The sequence below is a fragment of the Streptomyces sp. NPDC058877 genome (genome assembly GCF_042742855.1).
GTDB lineage: Bacteria > Actinomycetota > Actinomycetes > Streptomycetales > Streptomycetaceae > Streptomyces.
Genome location: NZ_JBHYMF010000114.1, coordinates 1 through 22,259 on the forward strand (window position 1 = coordinate 1; position 22,259 = coordinate 22,259).

Sequence of the window (22,259 nt, forward strand, 5' to 3'; positions counted from 1 at the left end):
CGCCCGCCGCGTCCTCTCGGACACGGCGGGCGGTCGTCGTATGTTGGCCGTCATGGCGATCAGTGAGCTGCCCAACTCCCGCACCGAAAGCGACGGTTCGGCCGTCCTTCGAGTCCTGAGCTACAACGTCCGCTCGATGCGCGACGACGAGGACGCCCTCGCCCGGGTGATCCGCGCCTGCGCCCCCGACCTGGTCTTCGTCCAGGAGGCCCCGCGCTTCTTCCGCTGGCGCAAGCACGCCGCCCGACTCGCCGCCAAGAGCGACCTCGTCGTCCTGAGCGGCGGCGCCACCACGGCGGGCCCCCTCCTGCTCTGCTCCTTGCGGGCCACCGTGGAGAGGACCGAGGACGTGCTGCTGCCGCTCACGCCCGGCCTGCACCGACGCGGCCTCGCCACTGCCGTCGTCCGCTTCGCCGGGGCCAGGGTCGGACTGATCAGCTGCCACCTGAGCCTGCGGCAGGAGGAGCGGTACGCCCAGGCCGGGATGGTCCTCGACCGGGTCGCGGCCCTGGGAACCCCGCACGTCCTCGTCGCCGGCGACCTCAACGAGCGGCCCGGAGGGCCCGCCTTCACCCGCCTCACGAAGGACCTCCGGGACGGCTGGGCGGTCCGGCCCTGGGGCGGCGAGCACACGTCGACCCCTGCCGACCCGCACCAGCGTATCGACGCCGTCCTGGCGACCCCGGGCGTCGAGTTCCTCGGCTGCGGAGTCCCCGTGGACCTCGACCCGCGGGACCTGCGGACCGCCACCGACCACCTCCCGGTGCTGGCGGCGGTCCGGGTCCCCGCTGGCTAGGACGGTCTAGACGACCGCCCCGCGCCCCGGATCGTCGTATCCGTCGTCGTCCTCGTCGTCGTGCTTCATGCGGGCGACCAGGGTCACGAAGCCGCCCAGGAAGCCGCCCACGCAGAGCGTCGTCAGCCACCAGGTCATGTCCCACTGGAGCAGGACGGCGAGCAGCATCAGGACCGGACCACCGACGACCGCGAGCCAGGCGAACTTGGTCGTCGTGTCCGCCTCGGGCAGCGGGGGAGGCTCCGGCGGGACGAAGTGCCCCTCGTCGCCGTCCGCCCCGTCGCCCGGCTCGGCGGGCGAGTAGTCCCGCGGGCCGCCGAGCTGCACCCCGGGCGCGAACACGATCGAGCTGCCCAGCGCGGGCCGCTCGGGGCCGGCCTCCGGGGACCCGTCCGCCCCGTCCTCCTCCGGAGCGGACTCATCGGGCGCCGGAGCCGCCGGCCGGGGCTTCCAGGGGGTGCCCTTCACGGGCCGGACCTCCCCGGCGGCCCCGTCCTCGGCCTCGGGACCCTCCGGCTCGGGCAGCGGCAGGTTCTCGACGGGCCGGAACGGCTTCGCCCCCGGCGGATCCGCGGGCTCCTCGCCGTACCCGGCGACGATCGCGGCCCAGGCCGCCTCCTCGTCGATGGGCTGCGGCTCCCGGTCTCCGCCGTCCTGCTGCTCAGCCACCGCTCCTGCTCCCCTTCCCGTCGACCAGATCCGGGGCGAGACGCTCGATGAAGGCCAGGCTCTCCTCGAAGATCCGCTCCGCATCATGGTCCAACGTCGCCACGTGGTAGCTCTGTTCCAACAGGACCTCCTTGACGTCCGTCGAGGAGATGCGGGAGAGGATCCGGGCGGAGTCGGCGGGCGGCACCACGTGGTCCTGGGGGCTGTGGAGCAGGACCACCGGCTGCGTGACCTGGGGGAGCTCGGCGTCCACGGTCTGGAAGAGCCTGCGCAGGGAGTGCGCCGCGTGCAGCGGCACCCGGTCGTAGCCGACCTCGGTCACGCCCTCCTTGGCGATGTCGCTGGCGATGCCCTTGGTCGACGGCACCAGGTGACGGGCCACCGGCAGCGCGTGCGCGGCCAGGCCGTGCACCTTGTTTCCCGGGTTGACGAGGACGATGCCGCGCACCGCGTCGCCGTACTGGGCGGCCAGCCGCAGCGTCAGCGCCCCGCCCATGGACAGGCCGAAGACGAAGACGGTCCGGCACCGCTCCAGGAGCTCGCGCAGCGCCCGGTCCACCTCCGCGTACCAGTCGTGCCAGGTGGTGAGCTGCATGTCCTGCCAGCGGGTGCCGTGACCCGGCAGCAGCGGCACCGACACCGACAGGCCGCGTGCGGCCAGGTACTCGGCCCACGGCCGCATCGACTGCGGGGAACCGGTGAATCCGTGACAGAGAAGGACGCCGACCTCTCCGCCTTCGTGGCGGTACGGCTCGGCTCCGGGAAGGACCGGCACCGGGGTCTCCTGTTCGTTGCGACTTCGGCGTGTTCGGGTGCGCCGGAGCGACGGAAAAAACGGGGAAGGACCCTCACGGTACGCGACCGGACCGACACCGACCAGGGCCGTAGCGGGGGCCGTGTGGCGGTAGGGGATAAAGTCAGGGCGACGACAACACGGAAGGCACGGCGAGTTGATCTACGGCGCAATGAAGTTCTCCCTCGGAGGGTCCCTGAAGCTTGCCTTCCGCCCCTGGGTGGAGGGCCTGGAGAACATTCCCGCCGAGGGGCCCGCGATCCTCGCGAGCAACCACCTGTCCTTCTCGGACTCCTTCTTCCTGCCCGCCGTCCTCGACCGCAAGGTCACCTTCATCGCCAAGGCCGAGTACTTCACCACCCCGGGCGTGAAGGGCAAGCTCACCGCGGCCTTCTTCAAGGGCGTCGGCCAGCTCCCGGTGGACCGTTCGGGTGCCCGCGGCGCGGGCGAGGCGGCCATCAAGGCCGGCATCGAGGTCATCGAGGGCGGAGGGCTGTTCGGGATCTACCCGGAGGGCACCCGCTCGCCCGACGGGCGCCTCTACCGGGGCAAGCCCGGCGGTCTGGCGCGCGTCGCGCTCGCCACCGGCGCGCCGGTGATCCCGGTCGCCATGATCGACACCGAGAAGATCCAGCCGCCCGGCAAGGTCGTCCCGAAGCTGATGCGCCCGGGCATCCGGATCGGCAAGCCGCTCGACTTCACCCGCTACCAGGGCATGGAGGGGGACCGCTTCATCCTCCGCTCGGTGACCGACGAGGTCATGTACGAGATCATGAAGCTGTCCGGGCAGGAGTACGTCGACATCTACGCCACCGCCGCCAAGCGTCAGATCGCCGAGGCGGAGAAGGCGGCCAAGGCGGCCGTCAAGGCCGAGATCGCCGCTCGGGAAGAGTCCGGCGCCTAAGTCCCCGGCGGGGGACGTCCGGGGGTGGGGGAGATGGCCAAGCGCGAGCGCGTCGTGCGGATGTCGGTCGAGCAGCCGCTGTGGCGGGCGCTGACCGGCTACCGCGTGCTGACGATGGTCTACGCGGTCCTGCTGTTCGCGTTCGGTCGCGACCGGTACGAGCGACCCTGGATCGCCGTCGTCTACCTGGCGGTCCTCTGCTGCTGGACCCTCGCCACCCTGCCCAAGGTGGCGAACGCGGTCAGCTGCACCAAGCGCTTCCTCGGCGTCGACCTGGCCATCGCCCTCATCGGCATCCTCCTCACCCCGCTCGCCGACGCCCAGGCCCAGGCGGTCGACGGTCCCACCCTGCCGTCGATATGGACCGCCGGCTCCGTCCTCGCGTACGCGATCAAGGGCGGCTGGCGCTGGGCCGGCATCGCCTCCTCCCTGGTCGCCGTCGCCAACATCGTCGAACGCGGTCACCCCAGCCGGGACACCTTCCACAACGTGCTCCTCGTCTGGGTCGCCTCCATCGCCATCGGCTACGTCGTCGAGGTCGCCCGGGCCTCCGAGCGCACCCTCGCCCGCGCCCTGGAGATCGAAGCCGCGAACCGGGAGCGGGAGCGGCTCGCCCGCGACATCCACGACGGGGTCCTCCAGGTCCTCGCGATGGTGCAGCGGCGCGGCACGGCGCTCGGTGGCGAGGCCGCCGAACTCGGACGGATGGCGGGCGAGCAGGAGGTGGCCCTCCGCACCCTGGTCGCCGGCGGGCTCACCCGGCCCAGCCTGGTGTCCGAGGACGAGTCCGAGGGCGCCGTCGTCCGGGTCGTCGACGTGGACGACGAACCCGAGGACGACGGCCCCGTCGACCTCCGTGGCCTGCTCGCCCCGCGGGCCGGGGCCAGGGTCACCCTCTCCGAGCCGGGGGCCCCGGTCCTGCTGCCGCCGCCCGCCGCCCGCGAGCTGGCCGCCGCCGTCGCCGCCGCCCTGGACAACGTCCGGGTCCACGCGGGCGAGGCCGCGCGGGCGTGGATCCTGATCGAGGACTGGCCGGACGAGGTCGTCGTCACCGTCCGGGACGACGGCCCCGGCATCCCGGAGGGCCGCCTCGCACGGGCCGAGGGCGAGGGCCGCATGGGCGTCGCCCTCTCCATCCGGGGCAGATTGCGGGACCTGGGCGGCACGGCCGAGCTGATCTCGGTTCCCGGACAGGGCACGGAAGTCGAATTGAAGGTTCCACGGGGGAAGGCAGGACAGAAGTGAGCGAACAGCGGATCAGGGTGATGGTCGTCGACGACCACCCGATGTGGCGGGACGCGGTCGCCCGCGACCTGGCCGAGGCGGACTTCGACGTGGTCGCCACCGCCGGCGACGGCGAGCAGGCCGTGCGCCGTGCCCTCGCGACCGGCCCGGACGTCCTCGTCCTCGACCTGAACCTGCCGGTCAAGCCGGGCGTCCAGGTCTGCAAGGAGCTCGTCGGCGCGCAACCCGGTCTCCGCGTCCTCGTCCTGTCGGCGAGCGGGGAGCACGCCGACGTCCTGGAGGCGGTCAAGTCCGGAGCCACCGGCTACCTCCTCAAGTCGGCCAGCACGGAGGAGCTGATCGACGCGGTCCGGCGGACGGCCGCCGGCGACCCCGTCTTCACCCCCGGCCTGGCCGGTCTCGTCCTCGGTGAGTACCGACGCCTCGCCTCCGAACCCGTCCAGGCGGTCGGCGCCGACGAGCCCGAGGCCCCCCGCCTGACCGAGCGCGAGACCGAGGTGCTCCGACTCGTCGCCAAGGGCCTCAGCTACAAGCAGATCGCCGAGCGCCTGGTCATCTCCCACCGCACGGTGCAGAACCACGTGCAGAACACCCTCGGAAAGCTCCAGCTGCACAATCGGGTGGAGCTCGTCCGGTACGCCATCGAGCGCGGCCTCGACGACCTCTGAGGCAGCCGGACGGCACGACGGGCCGTATATTCGCGCATAGCGTGCAGATACGGCCCATCACCGCATCGAGGGGACTGTCGTGGAGATCTTGGCATTCGGCGTGCAGGCGGACGAGAAGCCGCTCATCGAGAAGGCCTTCGCGGAACACCACGACGTCCGCTGCCTGGGTGTCTTCCTCACCCCGGACACCGCTCCCATCGCCGCCGGCTACGAGGTCGTCTCCACCAGCGTCAACGCCATCCTGGACCACCGGGTCCTGCAGACCCTCGCCGCCGGCGGCACCCAGATGATCGCCCAGCGCTCCACCGGCTTCAACAACATCGACCTGGAGGTCGCCGAGCGCCTCGGCCTCACGGTCTCCCGGGTCTCGTACTACTCTCCCTACTCCGTGGCCGAGTTCGCCTGGACCCTCGCGACCGCTGTCAACCGCCGCATCGTCCGGGCCTCCAACCGGACCCGTGACTTCGACTTCCGTCTCGACGGACTGATGGGCCGCGACCTGCGGGGCCGCACCGTCGGCGTCCTCGGCACCGGCAAGATCGGCGAGGCCTTCACCCGGATCGCCCACGGCTTCGGCATGAACCTCCTCGGCTGGGACATCGTCGAGAACCCCGCCTGCGTCGCCCTCGGCATGGAGTACGTCCAGAAGGAGCGGCTCTTCGCCGAGGCCGACCTCATCAGCCTCCACGTACCGCTGCTCCCCGCCACCCAGCACATCGTCGACGCCACCGCCCTGAAGTCGATGAAGGACGACGCCATCCTGGTGAACTCCAGCCGCGGCGGCCTCATCGACACCGAGGCCCTGGTCACCGAGCTCCGGGCCGGCCGCTTCTCCGGGGTCGGCCTCGACGTGTACGAGGCGGAGGCCGGACTCTTCTTCCTCGACAAGTCCCTGGAGGTCGTCGAGGACGACACCCTGGCCCGCCTGGTCACCTTCCCGAACGTGGTCGTCACCTCCCACCAGGCCTACTACACGACCGACGCGGTCGGTCAGATCATCGACACCACGGTCCAGAACGTCCTCGACTACACCGCCGGGCGGCGCAGCGAGAACGTCCTGGTGCCGAGGGTCCCCTGAGGCGCGCGGGAGCCGGCGTGCCCCCGCCGGCGTCCTAGACGAGCACGCCGGCGAGGAGCGAGGCGGTCAGCGCGGCACCCTCCCGGGTGAGCACCGACTCCGGGTGGAACTGCACCCCGGCGAAGCCCGGTCCGCGCAAGGCGTGCACCTCGTTCGTCTCCGGGTCCCGGCTCACCTCGATCCGGTGCAGTGCCAGCTCCATCGCCGTCCGGTCGTCACAACGTGCGGTGAAGCTGTTGTAGAAGCCGACCGTCTGCTCCTGGCCGAAGAAGTCGATCCGCAACTGGGCCCCTTGGAACGGGGTCCGCTTGCGGACGATGTCCAGGCCGAGTTCGGCCGCGATCAACTCGTGGCCGAGGCAGACGCCCAGGAGGCCGTGGCGGTGCTCCCGGACGAGTTCCGCCGTCAGACCGCGCAGGAAGCGCATCTTCGGGTCGGCGGCGTCCGAAGGGTTCCCGGGGCCGGGACCGAGGACGACGGGCCCCTCGTGGGCCAGCGCGAGCTCCCGCAGCCCCGGCTCGTCGTAGCGGAGGACCGAGACTTCCAGGCCCGAGGCGCGCAGGACGTGGGCCAACATCGCGGTGAAGGTGTCCTCCGCGTCGACCACGAGCGCGTGGCCGCTCAGCTCGGCCGACCGTCCCCCGGCCGCTTCCCCCGCCCGGACGGGGGAGGCCCCGCCCTGCATCTTCAACCAGAACGGCGCGAGGTCCGCCCGGCGGGCGTCGAGGGCGGCCCGCACCCGGGGATCATCGGCGAGCCGCGGCGGCACCGGTGCGTCGGTGTCGACCGGCCGGCCCTCCCGCACCCCGAGCGCCGTCAGCACGCCCGCCGCCTTCGCATGGGTCTCGGCCACCTCGCCGGCCGGATCGGAGTGCCGCACCAGCGTGGCCCCGACCGGCACCCGGAGGCGTCCGTCGGCCGCGATGTCGGCGGTGCGGATGAGGATCGGCGAGTCCAGCGTCTGCGCCCCGTTGTCGTCGGTGCCGAGCAGGGCGAGCGCCCCTGCGTAGTAGCCGCGACCGCCGGTCTCATGACGCTCGATCACCCGACAGGCGTTCTGCACCGGCGAACCGGTCACGGTCGCCGCGAACATCGTCTCCCGCAGCACCTCCCGCACGTCCAGCGAGGAGCGGCCCCGCAACTCGTACTCCGTGTGCGCCAGATGGGCCATCTCCTTCAGCCGCGGTCCGATCACCACGCCGCCCATGTCGCCCACCGTGCACATCATCTTCAGCTCCTCGTCCACCACCATGGAGAGCTCATCGGTCTCCTTGCGGTCGGCGAGGAAGGCGAGCAGGTCCTCGACGGTCGGCGCGGCCCCGGCGGGGTAGCGGTAGGTGCCGCTGATCGGGTTCATCACGACGGTCCCTCCCACCCGTCGCCCACCACCACCCTCAAAGGAGTGCGCTTCGCGCCCGCCGGTTCCTTCTGCCCGTCGCCCACCACCACCCTCAAAGGAGTGCGCTTCGCGCCCGCCGGTTCCTTCTGTCCGTCGCCCACCACCACCCTCAAAGGAGTGCGCTTCGCGCCCGCCGGGGCCGCCCGACATCCGGACGTGCACCTCGGGGCTGGCCCCGATGAGCGTCCGCTCCCCGGTGTGCACCACGAAGGTCCAGTACGCGCCCCGCTCGCCCGCCAGCAGCCGTCGGAACAGGGCGAGCGCATCGGCCCGTCCGAAACCCGGGATCTCCCCGGTGTAGGTCCGCCGGATCACGAAGTTCGCCCCTTCGCCCGAGCCGATCTCCTCCGCGATGACCCGTCGCACGGTCTCGGCGTACTCCTCGTCGGAGACGTCGAAGCCGCCGCCCTCCACCCGTACTTCATGGGTCGGCAGCGCGGCCAGGGCTTCGGCGAGCGCCAGTTCGTGCACCTCGTCGGCGACCAAAACGGAGAGCGGCGTGCCGTCGTCCCGCACGTCGAAACCGCGTTCCCGGATCTGCCGGAAGGGCACCAGCGCGAGCGTCGGCAGCGCGCCCACCGGCAGGTCCGTGAGCCGTTCGGCCTCGTGGACCCGGCCGATCAGGACCTCGACGGTGTCGTGGGCGCGGCCCGGTGTGCGTCGGCGCAGCAGGGCGAAGGGAGGGCAGGACTCGTCGAGGAGGCGGGAGAGGTTCATGGGGTCGTTCCTTCCGGGGAGAGCGGAGAGGAACGGCCCGGGCACGAAGAAGGCCGCCCCTCGGGCGGCCTTCGCGTGTCTGTCGGTGTACGCGTGATCAGTGGGCCGCCGGATGAGCGGTCCACCACCAGTTCTGGGTCTGCGACGCGTACATGCGAGCACTGTAACCCAGCGGGGGACGGAAGCGGGGCCGGTTCCACACCGTGGACGGTGTGGACCCGGCCCCGAGGCACAGCGGGCTGCCGATCGAGATCAGAAGACCAGGTTGTAGATCTGCCAGCCCCAACCGACCTTGACGCGGGGCGTGAACGGCGTAGTGGAGCTGCCGGTGCCGTTGTAGAACCAGAGGCCGCCGGAGGCGTCGCGGCCGACGAGGTCGACCTTGCCGTCACCGGACAGGTCGCTCGGACCCACGATGGTGTCGTACGTCTGCCAGCCGCCGCCGACCTTGACGCGGGAGGCGAAGGGAGCGGTGGAGCTGCCGGTGCCCTTGTACGACCAGAGGACGCCGGAGGTGTCGCGGGCGATGATGTCGGGCTTGCCGTCGCGGTCCAGATCACCGGTGCCGACGATCGAGTCGTAGATCTGCCAGCCCCAGCCGACCTTGACGCGGGGCTCGAACGGTGCGGTGACGCTGCCCGTGCCCTTGTAGAGCCACAGGGTGCCCGACGCGTCGACCGCGATCAGGTCGGGTTCGTTGTCCGCGGTGACGTCCCGGACGCCGGAGATGTGCTGGTAGACCTGCCAGCCGCCGCCTATCCGCACCCGCGGCTTGAACGGCGCTGACGGGTTGCCGCTGCCCTGGTAGTACCAGAGGACGCCGGAGGTGTCCCGGGCCACGGCGTTTCCGACGCCGTCGGCGCGGAAGGCGGTCAGCGGGGTGATGGCGTCGTAGACGTTCCAGCCGCCGCCGACCCGGTACCGCGTCAGGTACGGGGTGGACGCCTTGCCGGTGCCCTGGTACTGCCAGAGGATGCCGGAACCGTCACGGGCGAGGAGGTCGTAGCGGTTGTCCGTGCGGACGGGGGCGACGGAGGGGGCCTCCGTGACCTCGCTCTGCTTCACCCAGACGATCTTGTGGTGGTAGCGGATCGGCACGAAGAGCGTGGAGCCGATGACGTTCTTCTGGGCGGAGCCGAACCAGTCGTCGCCCTTCACCGCCGGACCGGCCTTCACATAGGCCTGGCCGGCCGGGAGGGAGAACTTGGACAGCGGGTCGTTCTCGTCGCCCGGAGCCGAGAGGCCGGCGGCGGTGTACGCGGCGGTCTCCGGGAAGGAGCGGCCGAAGACCTTCGCTGAACCGGAGGCGGCCTTGACGACGGTGGCGTCCGGCACGGGCACGGTGTACTGGCCGCCCGGGTTGTAGAACCAGCCCTTCTCGCCCGCGTACCAGATCGCGGTCCAGTTGTTGCTGGCCTCTGCGACGACGTAGAGACCGCCGGCGCGGACCTTGTTGCCGTAGTTGGACCCCTCGGACCAGGCCGAGGTGAAGTACGGGTCCTTCAGCGTCGTCGCGCCCGTCGAGGGCTGCGTGTACAGGTAGCCGAAGTTGGACGGACGCGCCGGGACGGTCGTGCCCCCGGTGGTCAGCTTGGGCTGGTTCGCCGTGGTGAACGGCGGGACCACCCGGACCACCTGCCCCGCTCGGAGCAGGCCGCCCGCGCCCTGGTCGCCCTGCGGGGCGCCCAGCAGCGACATGTAGTGGTTCCAGTCCCAGTACGGGCCCGCGTCCCAGTGCAGCGACGAGACGCGGCCGTCCGTCTGGAGCGCCACCTCGTCGTGACCGATGATGTGCTCACGGTCGATCGGCACGTCGTACTTGTCCGCCAGGAACTTCACCAGTTCGGCGGAGGAGCGGTACTGGGGCTCGGTGTACCAGCTCCCCTCCTTGATGGCGAAGCCCTCGTGCTCCACGCCGATGGCGTGCATGTTGTGGGTCCAGTTGCCCGCGTGCCACGCCAGGTTCTTGTTCTCGATCATCTGGGTGACCAGACCGTCCGAGGCGCGGATCAGATAGTGCGCGCTGCCGGGGACGTTCGGGTCGGTCAGCGCGGCGAGCGAACCGTCGTATCCGCCTTCGGTGTCGTGGATGACGATCTGGCGGATGTCCACGCCCTGGTCGGGGCGTTCACCGAGGGTGTAGTTGCGCTTGTCGGGGTTCGAGGGGTCCGTGCGGACCGGAACGAAGTCGCAGTTCAGGTCCGAGGGGCACTCGGGGCTCGGGGTCTCCGTGGTGCTCGCGAAGGTCGCGGCCAGCGGCACGTTGGCCGGCTTGACCGGCTCGACCGAGGGGTCGGCCGGCAGGGAGACGTGCTCGCCGTCGAGGGTGAGCGCCCGCTCGCCCTTCTCGATCGACTCGAAGACGCGTTCCGCGAAGAGGTCGGCGCCCTTCTTCTCGGGGGACTGGCTGTAGCGCGCCACGGCCGGGTACCAGTCGCCCGGGTCGTCGGAGAGCTCGGCGCCCGCCTGCTTCTGGTAGTCGGCGAGCAGTGCGGCACCGGCGCGGATGGATTCGGAGGTGTCGTTCTGGACGGTCTCGGTGGAGCTGTCGATCAGCTCGGCGGCCTTGTCCAGGGTGTGGAGCTTGGGGTCGTCGGTGTCGACGGCCGCCTTCTCCAGTGCGCGTCGGACCTTCTCGCGGTCGAAGGTCTTCTCGATCTCCGGGCGACCGGAACCGTTGAAGTGGTCGATCTGCTCTTCGGTGACCTTCTGCTGCACGTCTTCCGGGTCGACCTTCGTCAACCCCATGACGTTGTACGCACCCGTGGTGCTGGGATCGCCGTCGTGCGACTCCCACCGGGTCTGCTGGTACGACACCGCCATCAGCACGCTCTGCGGAACGTCGAATTCGCGTGCGGCGTTTGCGAACTGTCTCTGAAGGGGAACATCCCGGTCGGACGCGCCCTTGCCCCCCGTGCCGAGTAGCCCCGGAGAGGCGACGGCGATGGTGCCGATGGCTGCGGTGGCGACGAAAGCCGCTGCCGTTCCGTACAGGAGCCGTTTCTTCTTGCGGTCCCTGCGGTGCCTCTGAGTCACACCCACCCCTGTGATCGACTTTGCTCTTGTTAAACGGGCCCGAGATTAACACCGCTCGGTAACACGAAGGTGCACGGGGCACGGACCGGGCGTTCGTCTCAGCCACTGGGCAGGGGACAGGAACGGACGAAGAACCCCGTAATGTGGTGCACGTGACCGTGAACGCTGATTCCCACGCCGTCGCCAAGGCGACCTGGCGAGACCTGCCCGCGGCGCAGCAGCCCGAGTACCCCGATGCCGAGGCTCTGCGCGATGTGATCGCGGACCTCGAGTCGTATCCCCCGCTCGTCTTCGCGGGAGAGTGCGACCAGCTGCGCGCCCGGATGGGAGCCGTCGCCCGTGGCGAGGCGTTCCTGCTCCAGGGCGGCGACTGCGCCGAGGCCTTCGACGCCGTGTCCGCCGACCACATCAGGGCCAAGCTCAAGACGCTGCTCCAGATGAGTGCCGTCCTCACCTACGCGGCCTCCGTGCCCGTGGTGAAGGTCGGTCGTATCGCCGGGCAGTACTCGAAGCCCCGTTCCAAGGGCACCGAAACCCGCGACGGCGTGACCCTGCCGACCTACCGCGGCGACTCGGTCAACGGCTTCGACTTCAACGAGAAGGCCCGCGTCCCGGACCCCGAGCGGCTGAAGCGGATGTACAACGCCTCCGCCTCCACGCTCAACCTGGTGCGCGCCTTCACCACCGGCGGCTACGCCGACCTGCGCCAGGTGCACGCCTGGAACCAGGACTTCGTCAAGTCGTCGCCCTCCGGCCAGCGCTACGAGGCGCTCGCACGCGAGATCGACAACGCCCTGAACTTCATGAAGGCCTGTGGCACCGACCCGGCCGAGTTCAAGGCCGTCGAGTTCTACGCCTCGCACGAGGCGCTGCTGCTCGACTACGAGGGCGCCCTGACCCGTACGGACTCGCGCACCGGCAAGCTGTACGACACCTCCGGCCACATGGTCTGGATCGGTGAGCGCACCCGGCAGCTCGACCACGCCCACGTCGAGTTCGCTTCGCAGATCGCGAACCCGATCGGGATCAAGCTGGGCCCGACCACCTCCGTGGACGAGGCGCTCACCTACGTCGACCGCCTCGACCCGGACCGCGAGCCGGGCCGGCTGACCTTCATCGTCCGCATGGGCGCCGACAAGGTCCGGGACAAGCTCCCCGAGCTGGTCGAGAAGGTCACCGCCTCCGGTGCGGTCGTCGCCTGGGTCACCGACCCGATGCACGGCAACACCTTCGAGGCCGCCTCCGGGCACAAGACCCGCCGCTTCGACGACGTGCTCGACGAGGTGAAGGGCTTCTTCGAGGTCCACAAGGCGCTGGGCACCCACCCGGGCGGCATCCACGTCGAGCTCACCGGTGACGACGTCACCGAGTGCGTGGGCGGCGGCGACGAGATCTTCGTCGACGACCTGCACCAGCGCTACGAGACCGCCTGCGACCCGCGGCTCAACCGCAGCCAGTCGCTCGACCTGGCGTTCCTGGTGGCGGAGATGTACCGCAACCAGTGAGTGGCTTCTCGTGAGGACCTTCTCGTGAGGATGGGGCGCGGATCGTTGTGATCCGCGCCCCATCTCCACATCCGGGTCTTTTGGGCCTCCGGGCTGCCGGGTAAGGTTAGGTTAGCCTTATGGATCCCGGTGGGAGGTGAACCGCGTGTACGTCTGCTCATGCTTCGGTGTCACGGAGAAGCAGGTCAAGGAGCATGCGGACGCGGGCGCCTGCACTCCCCGCCAGATAGCCTCCGCCTGCAAGGCCGGCACGGACTGCGGCTCCTGTGTCCGTCGAATTCAAGCCATCCTCGGGCGAGGCAGCTGCCCGCGCCGCGAACTCCTGGACCGGGGCGTTCCGGCCCTGGCGCCGGAAGCGGTCGCAGAGCTCGGCGAAGCGGCCTAGTCGCACCGCCCCGGGCGGGCCCGGAGGTTAGCTCGGCTGCTCGATGAGGGTCGAGACGTAGAGCGCCTCGCCCAGTGACTCGATCAGCTCCAGCTGGGTGTCCAGGTAGTCGATGTGGTGTTCCTCGTCCGCGAGGATCTCCTCGAAGAGGTTCGCCGAGGTGACGTCCCCCTTGGCGCGCATGACCTCGATCCCGCGCTTCAGGCGGTCGATCGCCTCCACCTCGACCTGGCGGTCCGCCTGGAACATCTCGGTGATCGTCTGACCCACCCGCACGTGGAAGAGCCGCTGGTAGTTGGGCAGGCCGTCGAGCATCAGGATGCGCTCGGTCAGCTTGTCCGCGTGCTTCATCTCGTCGATGGACTCTTCGCGGGTGTACTTGGCGAGCTTCGTCCACCCCTTGTTGTCCTGGATGCGGTAGTGCAGCCAGTACTGGTTGATGGCCGTCAGCTCGCCGGTCAGCTGCTCGTTGAGGAATTCGAGGACCTCGGGGTCGCCCTGCATTGCAGAGGCTCCTTCCACGCTACGTGTCTACGCCGTCACCGGGCGGGATGGCCGCATCCTCGCACCCTCTTGAGAGGGGCGTCCAGTAAGTGCAGGCTTAGTCGGAGTTGCCCCAATCGGTGCGTCCTGACGGTCGCTTGGTTATGACCACTGCTCGCCGTCTGTCACCATGGACGGCATGGGTCAGCCGGAGAGCGGAGCACACCGGGAAGCGGGTCAGCCGGATCGTTCGCCGGACTTTCCGCCGGATCTGCCGCCGGGGCAGCGGCTGCAGCGCGGCTGGCCGGTCACCCACTACGGCCCCGTTCCCAAGTTCAAGCCGGACCGGTGGGAGTTCCGGGTCTTCGGCGCGACGGCCGACGGGGACAAGCACTGCTGGAACCACGAGGAGTTCTCGGCCCTGCCGTTCTCCACGGTGGTGGCCGATCTGCACTGCGTCACGAAGTTCAGCATGCTGGGGGCCGAATGGGGGGGTGTTCCCGCCCGTACGGTCCTGGAGCTCGCCCCGCCGGCGCCCCAGGTCACCCACGTGATGGTGTGGGCCGAGTACGGCTACAGCGCCAACATGCGGCTCGCCGACTTCGCCGCGGACGGCGCGATCTTCGCCACCCACAAGGACGGGGAGCTGCTCACCGCCGAGCACGGCTTTCCGCTGCGGCTCGTCGTTCCGCACCTGTACGCCTGGAAGGGGCCGAAGTGGGTCCGGGGTGTCGAGTACATGGCGGCCGACCGCAGGGGCTTCTGGGAGGAGCGGGGCTACCACAACCTCGGCGACCCCTGGACGGAGCAGCGCTACTCCTACCAGGAGGAGCCGGGGGATGGTCCGGAGCTGTAGCGCTCCGAACCGCCCGCCGGCGCTCCGATCGGCCTCGCGGCGCGCTCAGTGGTGGTACGGGTGCACCACTGCGTGCCCCTTTCCGCGGCCGATCATCCACTTGTTGACCGGAACGGTGAGGACGAAGGCGACGCCGAGCGAGAGGGCGAGCGCGGTCCAGAAGAGCGGCTCGTCCAGGTGTGCGTCCATGGCGCCCGGCCAGAAGGTCATGATGCCGTTGTCGACGATCTCCATGACCGTGATGGAGAGGGTGTCGGCGGCGAGGGCCACTTTGAAGGCCACCCGGAAGGCGACGCCGGCGGAGAGGACGCCGCGCAGGGTGAGCGCATAGCCGAAGGCGAAGGCCAGGACGATCGCAAGGGCCATCGTCGGGATGGCGCTCCAGCCCAGTGCGGTGCCGACGACCATGCCGAGAACCTCGCCGATGGCGCAGCCGGAGAGGCAGTGCAGCGTGGCCCGGGAGGCCGTGGACCAGGTGGTCTTGCCGGTGCCGGTGCCGGTGCCGGTGCCGGTGCCGGTGTGGTGCCCCGTGTGGTGCGCCTGGTGGCCGGTGTGGTCGTGTGGTGCGTGCGCTTCGTGCTGCATGGGTGTCCCCCCCGGCGTCGAGTGGCGGTTCCTGCCGTCGACCACGGGAACCATATACCCCCATGGGGTATTCCCCAAGGGGGTCAGTCCCGCTGCTCGCGGAGTTTCTTCAGGCACTCGATGTCGGCGACGTGCCCCTCCTTGCCGCCCGGGGTCTCGATGATCAGCGGTACGCCATCGGTGGCGGGGTGCCGGAGCAGCCGTCCGAACGCCTCCTCGCCGATGTGGCCGGATCCGATGTTGGCGTGCCGGTCCTTGTGGGCGCCCACCACGTCCTTCGAGTCATTGGCGTGGATCAACTTCAGTCGCCCCTCCCCGACCGCGTCCACCAGGAGGTCCAGGGTCTGCGTCGCCCCGCTCGGGCCCGTCAGGTCGTGTCCGGCCGCGAAGACGTGACAGGTGTCGAGGCAGACGCCCAGCTTGGGGTGGTGGTCGAGCGCGTCGAAGTACGGCCCGAAGTCCCAGGTCCGCGAGCAGAGGGAGGAGCCCTGGCCCGCCGTCGACTCCAGCAGCAGGTGCGGATCGTCCTCGTGGGTGAGTTCGTCGAGCAGGGGCAGCATCCGCTCCCTCACCTGCGCGAGCGCCACCTCACGCGGCCGGCCGCCGGTCGCCGAGCCGGTGTGCACCACCACACCCTTGGCGCCGATCGCCCGCCCCCGGCGCAGTGAATGCCGCAGGGACTCCACCGACTTCTCGACGGTCGCCTCGGTGTGGGACCCGAAGTTGATCAAGTAGGGGGCGTGCACCCAGACCGAGATCGACCCGGCCTCGCACTCCTCCCGGAACCGCTCGTCCTGGGCCGGGTTGCCCACCGGGGTGGCCCAGCCGCGCGGGTTGGCGACGAAGACCTGCACGGTCTCGGCGCCGAGCTCGCGGGCGTAGCCGAGGCCTGTCGTGGCGAGGCCACCGGCCACGGGGACGTGGCCGCCGACGGGGTTGCGCATGGGTTCTACAGTCCCTTGATCGTGATGGTGACGGTGGATCCTTCGGGCGCCGTCCCGCCGCCCTGCACGGACTGGCTCACGACCGTGTCGCCCAGGTAGGGGAAGGACTTCTTGACCTCCACCTGGAAGCCCTCCTCCTCCAGGGCCGTCCGCGCGTCCTCGATCGTCTTCCCCGTGACGTCCGGAACCGCGACGAGCTTCGGGCCCTTGGAGACGGTCAGGGTGATCACGTCGCCCCCGGCGGCCCGACTGCCCTCGGCGAGGGACTGGGCGGCGACGGTGCCGGCGGCCTCGGGCGAGTTGATCCGCTCCGGGGCGACCTTGACGGTGAGTCCTTCGCCCTGGAGGAGGGCCGTGGCCTCGGCGACGGTCTTGCCGCTGACGTCGGGCACGTCGATCGGAGAGCCCTTGCTCACGACCAGGGCGACGGCCGAGTCGGGGCTGCGCTCGGTGCCGGGCTCGGGATCGGTGCTGATCACGGCGCCCTGCTCGACGGAGTCGCTGAAGGCGCGGGTCACCATTCCGGGAGCCAGTCCCTCCTGCTCCAGGATGCGCCTGGCCTCCGCGAGCGGTTTGTTCCTGAGGTTGGGCACCTTCACGACCTTTGGGCCGCGCGAGAGGGTGAGGGCGACCGTGCTGTTGCCCCGGACGCGCTCGCCGGGCTCCGGGTCGACGGCCATCACCGTGCCCCGTTCGTACACGTCGCTGAAGTCGCGCTTCGTCGTGCCGACGTCCAGACCGGCGTCGGTGATGCGCTTCGTCGCGGCGGCCTCGGACTGGCCCAGGACGGCCGGCACGCGGGTGAACTGGCCGGAATTGATGTACCAGACGCCGGTGCCCAGGCCGAGGGCGAGCAGCACGACGGCGACGACGAGGAGGGGGCCGCGCGGCGGGAGCCTGCGGGCACCCCCGGATGCCGGAGGGGCTTCGGGGGCGGGCAGCCGGTTGGTGTGCAGCACCGGCTGGGTGCCGCCCGCCGTCGTGGGCACGGGCCGGGCGATCACGCTGGTCCGGTCCTCGGCGGTGTCCCGGGTCCCGGAGCGCGCCTGAGGGGGTAGCGCGTCCAACTGCTCGTCGTCGAGCCCGGCACGGGTCTCCCGGAGCAGGGCGAGCAGGGCCACCGCATCCTGCGGGCGGGCCTCGGGAGCACGGGCCGTGGCGGCTGTGACCAGCCCGTCCAGTGCCGGGGCGAGCCCGGGCACGACGGCCGAGGGGGCCGGCACGTCGGTGTTCAGGTGCTGGTAGAGGACCTGCCCCGGGGTCTCTCCCCCGTGCGGCTTGCCGCCGGTCAGCATCTCGTAGAGGACGACGCCGCAGGCGTACACGTCGGCGCTGGGATCGGCGGTGCCGTACTCGATCTGCTCCGGTGCGAGGTACGAGACGGTGCCGAGGACCGGGCCGGTGACGGCGGTCGCCGAGCCCACGGCCCGCACCAGGCCGAAGTCGGCGACCTTGACCCGCCCGTCATCCCCTATCAGGACGTTCTCCGGCTTCATGTCCCGGTGCACGAAGCCGGCCCGGTGCGCGGCACCGAGCGCGGCGAGCACCGGCTCCAGGATGTCCAGGGCGGCCCGCGGCGTGAGGGCGCCGCGCTCGCGCAGGACGTCGCGGAGGGTGCAGCCGGCGACGTACTCCATCGCGAGGTAGACGTACGCGCCCTCGGCGCCCTGGTCGAAGACGCCGACGACGTTCGGGTGCGCGAGCCGGGCCACGGACTTCGCCTCGCGGATGAACCGCTCGACGAAGGCGGCGTCGGCGGCCAGGGAGGGGTGCATCACCTTGAGCGCGAGGACGCGGTCGAGACGGGTGTCCACGGCCCGGTAGACCGTGGCCATCCCGCCCACGGCGATGCGCGCGTCGATGCGGTAGCGGCCGTCGAGCAGCCGCCCGACGAGGGGGTCCTGAAGGGTCGTGTCCACGACGTCGAGTCTACGAGCCGGGGGCGGGGCGCCCGCGCGGGTGCGTCGGGACTGCAGCGCACCTGTGACGAGTGCCCGCCCCCGCCGACCCGTACGGCGCCGCCTTCTCGGGAGCCGCGTGCGATCGGCTTCCGGGCGAGCCGTGGCCGGCCCGGTCCGCCGTGCGCGGCTCAGAAGGCCGGGCGTTCGGGGTCCAGACGGGCGCGGCCCTGCACGGGGGACGAGGCCTCGGCGAAGTGGCGCCGGGGGATGCGTCCCGCGCGGTGGGCCAGTCGTCCCGCTTCGACCGCGTGCCGCATGGCCGCCGCCATCAGGACGGGCTCCTGCGCGCGGGTCACCGCCGATGCGAGCATCACCGCCGCGCACCCCAGCTCCATCGCGAGCGTCGCGTCCGACGCGGTGCCCGCCCCGGCGTCGAGGATCACCGGGACCCCCGCCCGCTCCGTGATCAGCTGGAAGTTGTGCGGGTTGCGGATGCCGAGCCCGGATCCGATGGGGGAACCGAGCGGCATGATCGCCGCACAGCCGACGTCCTCCAGCTTCCGGGCGAGGACCGGGTCGTCATTGGTGTAGGGGAGCACGGTGAAGCCGTCGTCGACGAGGGTCTCGGCCGCGGCGAGGAGCTCCTCGCCGTCCGGCAGCAGGGTCCGCTCGTCGGCGACCACCTCCAGCTTGATCCAGTCGGTGCCGAGAGCCTCCCGGGCGAGCCGTGCGGTCAGGACGGCCTCGCCCGCGGTGAAGCAGCCCGCGGTGTTGGGCAGGACCCGGATGCCGAGCCGCTCCAGGACCGAGAGGACCGAGCCCCGGACCGTGGGGTCCAGGCGCCGCATGGCGACGGTGGTCAGCTCCGTGCCGCTGGCGACGAGGGCGCGCTCCAGCACGTCGAGGCTGGGGGCGCCGCCGGTGCCCATGACGAGCCGGGAGGAGAACTCCGTGCCGCCGAGGACGAACGCGTCGTCGGACATCGCGCTCAACCCCCCTGCACCGCGGTGAGAACCTCCACCCGGTCGCCCTCGCCGAGGAGCGTCGTGGCCCACGCACCGCGCGGCACGACCGTCTCGTTGAGCGCCGCCGCGACCCCGGAGGGGGCCGTGGTCAGGGTGGCGACCAGGACGTCGAGGGAGAGGGGACCCGTGAATTCGCGGGCCTCTCCGTTCACGGACACGTTCATGCGGGCTGCTCCTGGTGTGCGGGAGAGAAACGGCGGGGGGCGAAGGGGAGTGCCTCGTCCGGCAGGGCGCCCGTGGTGAGCACCTCCGCCAGGGCGTCGCCGGTGACGGGCGTCAGCAGGACCCCGTTGCGGTAGTGGCCGGTGGCCAGGTGGAGGCCCGGCAGGGCGCTGGGGCCGAGCAGCGGCGCGTTGTCCGGGGATCCGGGGCGCAGTCCGGCCCGGGTCTCGGTGAGCGGCAGTTCGGTGATGCCGGGGACGAGCTCATGGGCGTCGCGCAGCAACTCGTACACCCCGCCCGCCGTCACCGTCGTGTCCCAGCCCAGTTCCTCGCTGGTGGCGCCGACCACGAGCTCGCCGTTCTCGCGGGGCACCAGGTAGACGTGGCTGCCGCGGACGACGGCCCGGACGGTGCGGGAGAGGAAGGGGGCGTACGCGGCCGGCACCCGGAGCCGCAGGACCTGGCCCTTCACGGGGCGGACCGGCGGCAGTGCCTCCTCCGGAACGCCTGCCAGACGTCCACTGAGGCTGCCCGCGGCGAGCACGACCTGGTCGCCCGCCAGTTCCCCGCCACCGGCGAGCACCACGCCGCGCGCCCGGTCCCGCACCACCGCGAGCCGCTCCGCGAGGGTGCGGTGGAAGACGACCCCGGCCCGTTCGCAGGCGAGGAGGAGCGCGGCGGTCAGCCGGCGCGGGTCGACCTGGTGGTCGCCGTCGACCCGGAGTCCGCCCCGGACGCCGGGTGCCAGCATCGGCTCCAGTCGGCGGCAGTCCCGGCCGCTGAGCCATTCCGAGACCAGACCGCAGCGGGTCTGGAGGGCGTGCAGTTCGCGCAGGTGGGCGCGGTCATCGGCGTCGAGCGCGACGGCGAGGGTGCCACAGGCGCGGTAGCCGACGTCATGGCCGGTGTGGTCCTCCAGCTCGGCGACGAACGAGGGGTAGCGGGCGGCGGAGGCGAGGTTGAGCCCGAGCAGGGTCTCCTCGCCGTAGTGCAGTTCGGTGACGGCGGCGAGCATCCCGGCCGCGACCTGCGCGGCCCCGCCGCCCGGATCGGGGTCGACGACGGCGGTGCGCAGTCCGCGCTGTGCGGCCCGCCAGGCCGTGACCAGGCCGATGATGCCGCCCCCGACCACGAGGACATCGGAAGAACGCATGGGCGTCCAGCCCCTCCCTTCGCCGGCATGACCCGGATCAGGTTCGTACGGTCGGAGGCCGTCCCAGCCTCCCTCTCAGCCCGGTCGTCCGGGCTCCCGCGAGTGCTTTACGCCCGTCAGACTAGCCCGACGCGGTCGGAGGGCCACAGACCCTCCCGCCCCCTCACTTTTCTGATGAATCGTTAGATGCATAGGGTGGGCGGGTGAGCGAGCAGAAGCAGGCCCAGCAGCACGTCGTGATCGTCGGCGCCGGAATGGCGGGCGTCCAGACCGCCGTCGCCCTGCGCGAGCAGGGCTTCACCGGCCCCGTGACCCTCATCGGGGCCGAACCCCACCAGCCCTACGACCGGCCCCCGCTCTCCAAGGCGGTCCTCCTCGGCAAGGCCGAGGGCTCCGCCTTCGAGGTCGACTTCGAAGACCTCGGGATCGACCTCCGCCTCGGCCTCGACGTCACCGGACTGCGCGCCACCGACCACCAGATCGACACCGAGTCCGGACCCGTCGCGTACGACACCCTGGTCATCGCCACCGGCGCCCACCCCGTCACCCTCCCCGGCGCCGAAGGCGTCCCGGGGGTCCACCTGCTGCGCACCCTCGATGACGCCGTGCGCCTCGGCCCCGTCCTGGAGCACCGTCGTTCCGTCGTGGTCGTCGGCGCCGGCTGGATCGGCGCCGAATTCGCCACCGCCGCGCGCGGGGCGGGCTGCGCCGTCACCGTCGTCGAAGCCGCCGACCGGCCGCTCGCCGGGGTCCTGCCCGCCGAGGTCGCCACTCCGATGGCCGCCTGGTACGGGGAGAGCGGCGCCGCCCTCCTGACCCGCGCGCGCGTGGACGCCGTCCGGCCCGGCCGCGTCGTCCTGGCCGACGGCCGGGAGCTCCCCGCCGACGCCGTCGTGGTCGGCATCGGTGCCCGCCCCGCCACGCACTGGCTCACCGGCTCCGGCATCGCCCTCGACCCGGACGGCGCCGTCACCGCCGATGACCGCCTGCGCACCTCCCTGCCCGACGTGTACGCGGTCGGGGACTGCGCCTCCTTTCCCTCGGCCCGTTACGGAAGGCGCCTCCTCGTCCACCACTGGGACAACGCCCTCCAGGGCCCGCGCACGGTCGCCGCGGCGATCACCGGCGCCGACGACGCGCCCTACGACCCGGTGCCGTACTTCTGGTCCGAGCAGTTCGGACGCTTCGTCCAGTACGCGGGACACCACGAGGGCGCCGACGGGATGCTGTGGCGCGGAGACCCCGCCGACGCGTCCTGGTCCGTGCTCTGGCTGCGGGACGGGGTGCCGGTGGCCCTCCTCGCGGTCGGCCGCCCCCGCGACCTGGCGCAGGGCCGCCGGCTCATCGAGGCGGCCGTGCCCGTCGACCCGGAGCGCGCCGCCGACCCCGGCGTCCCCCTGAAGGCGGCGGCACGGTAGGGCCCGACTACCGGCCGTCAGTCCGGGATGGCAGGCTTGTCCCGTGACCGAGATTGACGTAAAGATCGATGCTCTCGTCCCCGCCTGGCTCTACCTGCCCGACATCGCGGAGATGCTCGATGTCGAGGTGACGCGCGTGCGGCAGCTGGTCAAGGAAGGCCAGCTCATCGCCGTGCGCCGCGGACCGAACAACGCCCTGCAAGTACCCGCCGCCTTCATCCAGGGCGACAAGGTCGTCAAGGGACTGTCCGGGACCCTGACCCTGCTGCGGGACGACGGCTTCACCGACGAGGAAATGCTGGAGTGGCTCTTCACTCCGGACGAGAGCCTGCCGGGCACGCCCGCCCAGGCGCTCGGCGAGAATCGCGGTACGGAGGTGAAGCGCCGAGCCCAGGCGCTCGCCGTCTGACGCGCACGCACCCACGCGCCGGCGTGCACGCGCCGATGTCGAGGCACCGGCGTGCACGCACCGGTGCCTCCACGCACCGAAGACACCAGCCGCAGGTGCCGCGGCGTCCGCCCCTCACGGGTCGGACG

The 22,259-nt window shown here is 71.4% G+C and carries 22 protein-coding genes and 1 riboswitch; of the genes, 10 read left to right on the top strand and 12 right to left on the bottom strand.

The window, feature by feature from the left end:
• Positions 1-52 precede the first annotated feature (52 nt).
• A complete protein-coding gene (locus ACFW2Y_RS23830) occupies positions 53-796 on the top strand; it encodes an endonuclease/exonuclease/phosphatase family protein (RefSeq protein ID WP_384882779.1) in 744 nt (247 codons plus the stop codon).
• Positions 797-802: 6 nt separating this feature from the next.
• On the opposite strand, the gene ACFW2Y_RS23835 is transcribed toward ACFW2Y_RS23830, so the two are convergent.
• Together ACFW2Y_RS23835 and ACFW2Y_RS23840 are read right to left on the bottom strand one after the other, a co-directional pair.
• Positions 803-1,465, bottom strand: a complete 663-nt coding sequence (locus tag ACFW2Y_RS23835) for a hypothetical protein (RefSeq protein WP_384882740.1) — start codon at positions 1,463-1,465, stop codon at positions 803-805.
• Positions 1,458-2,240 carry an alpha/beta hydrolase gene (locus ACFW2Y_RS23840; protein ID WP_384882742.1) on the bottom strand — a complete coding sequence of 261 codons (783 nt, stop codon included), beginning with the start codon at positions 2,238-2,240 and terminating at the stop codon, positions 1,458-1,460. The genes ACFW2Y_RS23835 and ACFW2Y_RS23840 overlap by 8 nt, the downstream gene beginning before the upstream one ends.
• 190 nt (positions 2,241-2,430) lie before the next feature.
• Between ACFW2Y_RS23840 and ACFW2Y_RS23845 the strand changes: the two genes are divergently transcribed.
• The 4 genes from ACFW2Y_RS23845 (at position 2,431) to ACFW2Y_RS23860 (ending at position 6,153) form a co-directional block, all read left to right on the top strand.
• Positions 2,431-3,162 carry a lysophospholipid acyltransferase family protein gene (locus ACFW2Y_RS23845; protein ID WP_384882782.1) on the top strand — a complete coding sequence of 244 codons (732 nt, stop codon included), beginning with the start codon at positions 2,431-2,433 and terminating at the stop codon, positions 3,160-3,162.
• A gap of 33 nt (positions 3,163-3,195) precedes the next feature.
• Positions 3,196-4,407 carry a MacS family sensor histidine kinase gene (gene macS, locus ACFW2Y_RS23850; RefSeq protein WP_384882745.1) on the top strand — a complete coding sequence of 404 codons (1,212 nt, stop codon included), beginning with the start codon at positions 3,196-3,198 and terminating at the stop codon, positions 4,405-4,407.
• A gap of 20 nt (positions 4,408-4,427) precedes the next feature.
• On the top strand, positions 4,428-5,075 hold the full coding sequence (locus ACFW2Y_RS23855; protein WP_384882784.1) for a response regulator: 648 nt from the start codon (positions 4,428-4,430) through the stop codon (positions 5,073-5,075).
• Between the two features lie 79 nt (positions 5,076-5,154).
• Positions 5,155-6,153 carry a 2-hydroxyacid dehydrogenase gene (locus ACFW2Y_RS23860; protein WP_384882748.1) on the top strand — a complete coding sequence of 333 codons (999 nt, stop codon included), beginning with the start codon at positions 5,155-5,157 and terminating at the stop codon, positions 6,151-6,153.
• A gap of 34 nt (positions 6,154-6,187) precedes the next feature.
• Here the strand turns inward: ACFW2Y_RS23860 and ACFW2Y_RS23865 are convergent, their stop codons facing one another.
• From ACFW2Y_RS23865 to ACFW2Y_RS23875, 3 genes are all read right to left on the bottom strand, one after another.
• Complete coding sequence (locus tag ACFW2Y_RS23865; RefSeq protein WP_384882750.1) at positions 6,188-8,269, bottom strand: anthranilate synthase family protein; 2,082 nt, start codon at positions 8,267-8,269, stop codon at positions 6,188-6,190.
• 97 nt (positions 8,270-8,366) lie between these two features.
• The gene (locus ACFW2Y_RS23870; RefSeq protein ID WP_384882787.1) at positions 8,367-8,423 is read right to left on the bottom strand and encodes a trp operon leader peptide; all 57 of its coding nucleotides are present in this window, start codon (positions 8,421-8,423) and stop codon (positions 8,367-8,369) included.
• Positions 8,424-8,521: 98 nt separating this feature from the next.
• Positions 8,522-11,305 carry an N-acetylmuramoyl-L-alanine amidase gene (locus ACFW2Y_RS23875; protein ID WP_384882753.1) on the bottom strand — a complete coding sequence of 928 codons (2,784 nt, stop codon included), beginning with the start codon at positions 11,303-11,305 and terminating at the stop codon, positions 8,522-8,524.
• 152 nt (positions 11,306-11,457) lie between these two features.
• On the opposite strand from ACFW2Y_RS23875, the gene ACFW2Y_RS23880 reads away from it, so the two are divergent.
• Both ACFW2Y_RS23880 and ACFW2Y_RS23885 read left to right on the top strand, forming a co-directional pair.
• On the top strand, positions 11,458-12,810 hold the full coding sequence (locus ACFW2Y_RS23880; RefSeq protein ID WP_384882755.1) for a class II 3-deoxy-7-phosphoheptulonate synthase: 1,353 nt from the start codon (positions 11,458-11,460) through the stop codon (positions 12,808-12,810).
• A 136-nt stretch (positions 12,811-12,946) separates the two neighbouring features.
• A complete protein-coding gene (locus ACFW2Y_RS23885) occupies positions 12,947-13,195 on the top strand; it encodes a bacterioferritin-associated ferredoxin (RefSeq protein ID WP_384882758.1) in 249 nt (82 codons plus the stop codon).
• A gap of 27 nt (positions 13,196-13,222) precedes the next feature.
• Here the strand turns inward: ACFW2Y_RS23885 and bfr are convergent, their stop codons facing one another.
• Positions 13,223-13,699, bottom strand: a complete 477-nt coding sequence (bfr, locus tag ACFW2Y_RS23890) for a bacterioferritin (protein ID WP_352025269.1) — start codon at positions 13,697-13,699, stop codon at positions 13,223-13,225.
• 178 nt (positions 13,700-13,877) lie between these two features.
• Here bfr and ACFW2Y_RS23895 point away from each other — a divergent pair, with 178 nt between their 5' ends.
• A complete protein-coding gene (locus ACFW2Y_RS23895) occupies positions 13,878-14,534 on the top strand; it encodes a sulfite oxidase-like oxidoreductase (RefSeq protein ID WP_384882761.1) in 657 nt (218 codons plus the stop codon).
• A gap of 45 nt (positions 14,535-14,579) precedes the next feature.
• On the opposite strand, the gene ACFW2Y_RS23900 is transcribed toward ACFW2Y_RS23895, so the two are convergent.
• The 6 genes from ACFW2Y_RS23900 to thiO form a co-directional block, all read right to left on the bottom strand.
• Entirely contained in the window at positions 14,580-15,119 is a 540-nt protein-coding gene (locus ACFW2Y_RS23900) for a DUF4396 domain-containing protein (protein WP_384882764.1), read from the bottom strand.
• 83 nt (positions 15,120-15,202) lie between these two features.
• Positions 15,203-16,063: a deoxyribonuclease IV gene (locus ACFW2Y_RS23905; protein ID WP_384882766.1), complete on the bottom strand. Its 861-nt coding sequence runs from the start codon at positions 16,061-16,063 to the stop codon at positions 15,203-15,205.
• Between the two features lie 5 nt (positions 16,064-16,068).
• Positions 16,069-17,982: a Stk1 family PASTA domain-containing Ser/Thr kinase gene (gene pknB / locus ACFW2Y_RS23910; RefSeq protein ID WP_384882769.1), complete on the bottom strand. Its 1,914-nt coding sequence runs from the start codon at positions 17,980-17,982 to the stop codon at positions 16,069-16,071.
• A 170-nt stretch (positions 17,983-18,152) separates the two neighbouring features.
• Complete coding sequence (locus tag ACFW2Y_RS23915) at positions 18,153-18,947, bottom strand: thiazole synthase (protein WP_384882771.1); 795 nt, start codon at positions 18,945-18,947, stop codon at positions 18,153-18,155.
• A gap of 5 nt (positions 18,948-18,952) precedes the next feature.
• On the bottom strand, positions 18,953-19,153 hold the full coding sequence (gene thiS / locus ACFW2Y_RS23920) for a sulfur carrier protein ThiS (protein WP_384882773.1): 201 nt from the start codon (positions 19,151-19,153) through the stop codon (positions 18,953-18,955).
• Positions 19,150-20,304: a glycine oxidase ThiO gene (thiO, locus tag ACFW2Y_RS23925; protein WP_384882775.1), complete on the bottom strand. Its 1,155-nt coding sequence runs from the start codon at positions 20,302-20,304 to the stop codon at positions 19,150-19,152. The genes thiS and thiO overlap by 4 nt, the downstream gene beginning before the upstream one ends.
• A riboswitch (TPP riboswitch) is annotated at positions 20,302-20,414 on the bottom strand. Its footprint overlaps the gene before it by 3 nt.
• A 144-nt stretch (positions 20,415-20,558) precedes the next feature.
• On the opposite strand from thiO, the gene ACFW2Y_RS23930 reads away from it, so the two are divergent.
• Positions 20,559-21,722, top strand: a complete 1,164-nt coding sequence (locus tag ACFW2Y_RS23930) for an NAD(P)/FAD-dependent oxidoreductase (protein WP_384882790.1) — start codon at positions 20,559-20,561, stop codon at positions 21,720-21,722.
• Between the two features lie 43 nt (positions 21,723-21,765).
• A complete protein-coding gene (locus tag ACFW2Y_RS23935; protein ID WP_384882777.1) occupies positions 21,766-22,131 on the top strand; it encodes an Rv2175c family DNA-binding protein in 366 nt (121 codons plus the stop codon).
• Positions 22,132-22,259 lie beyond the last annotated feature (128 nt).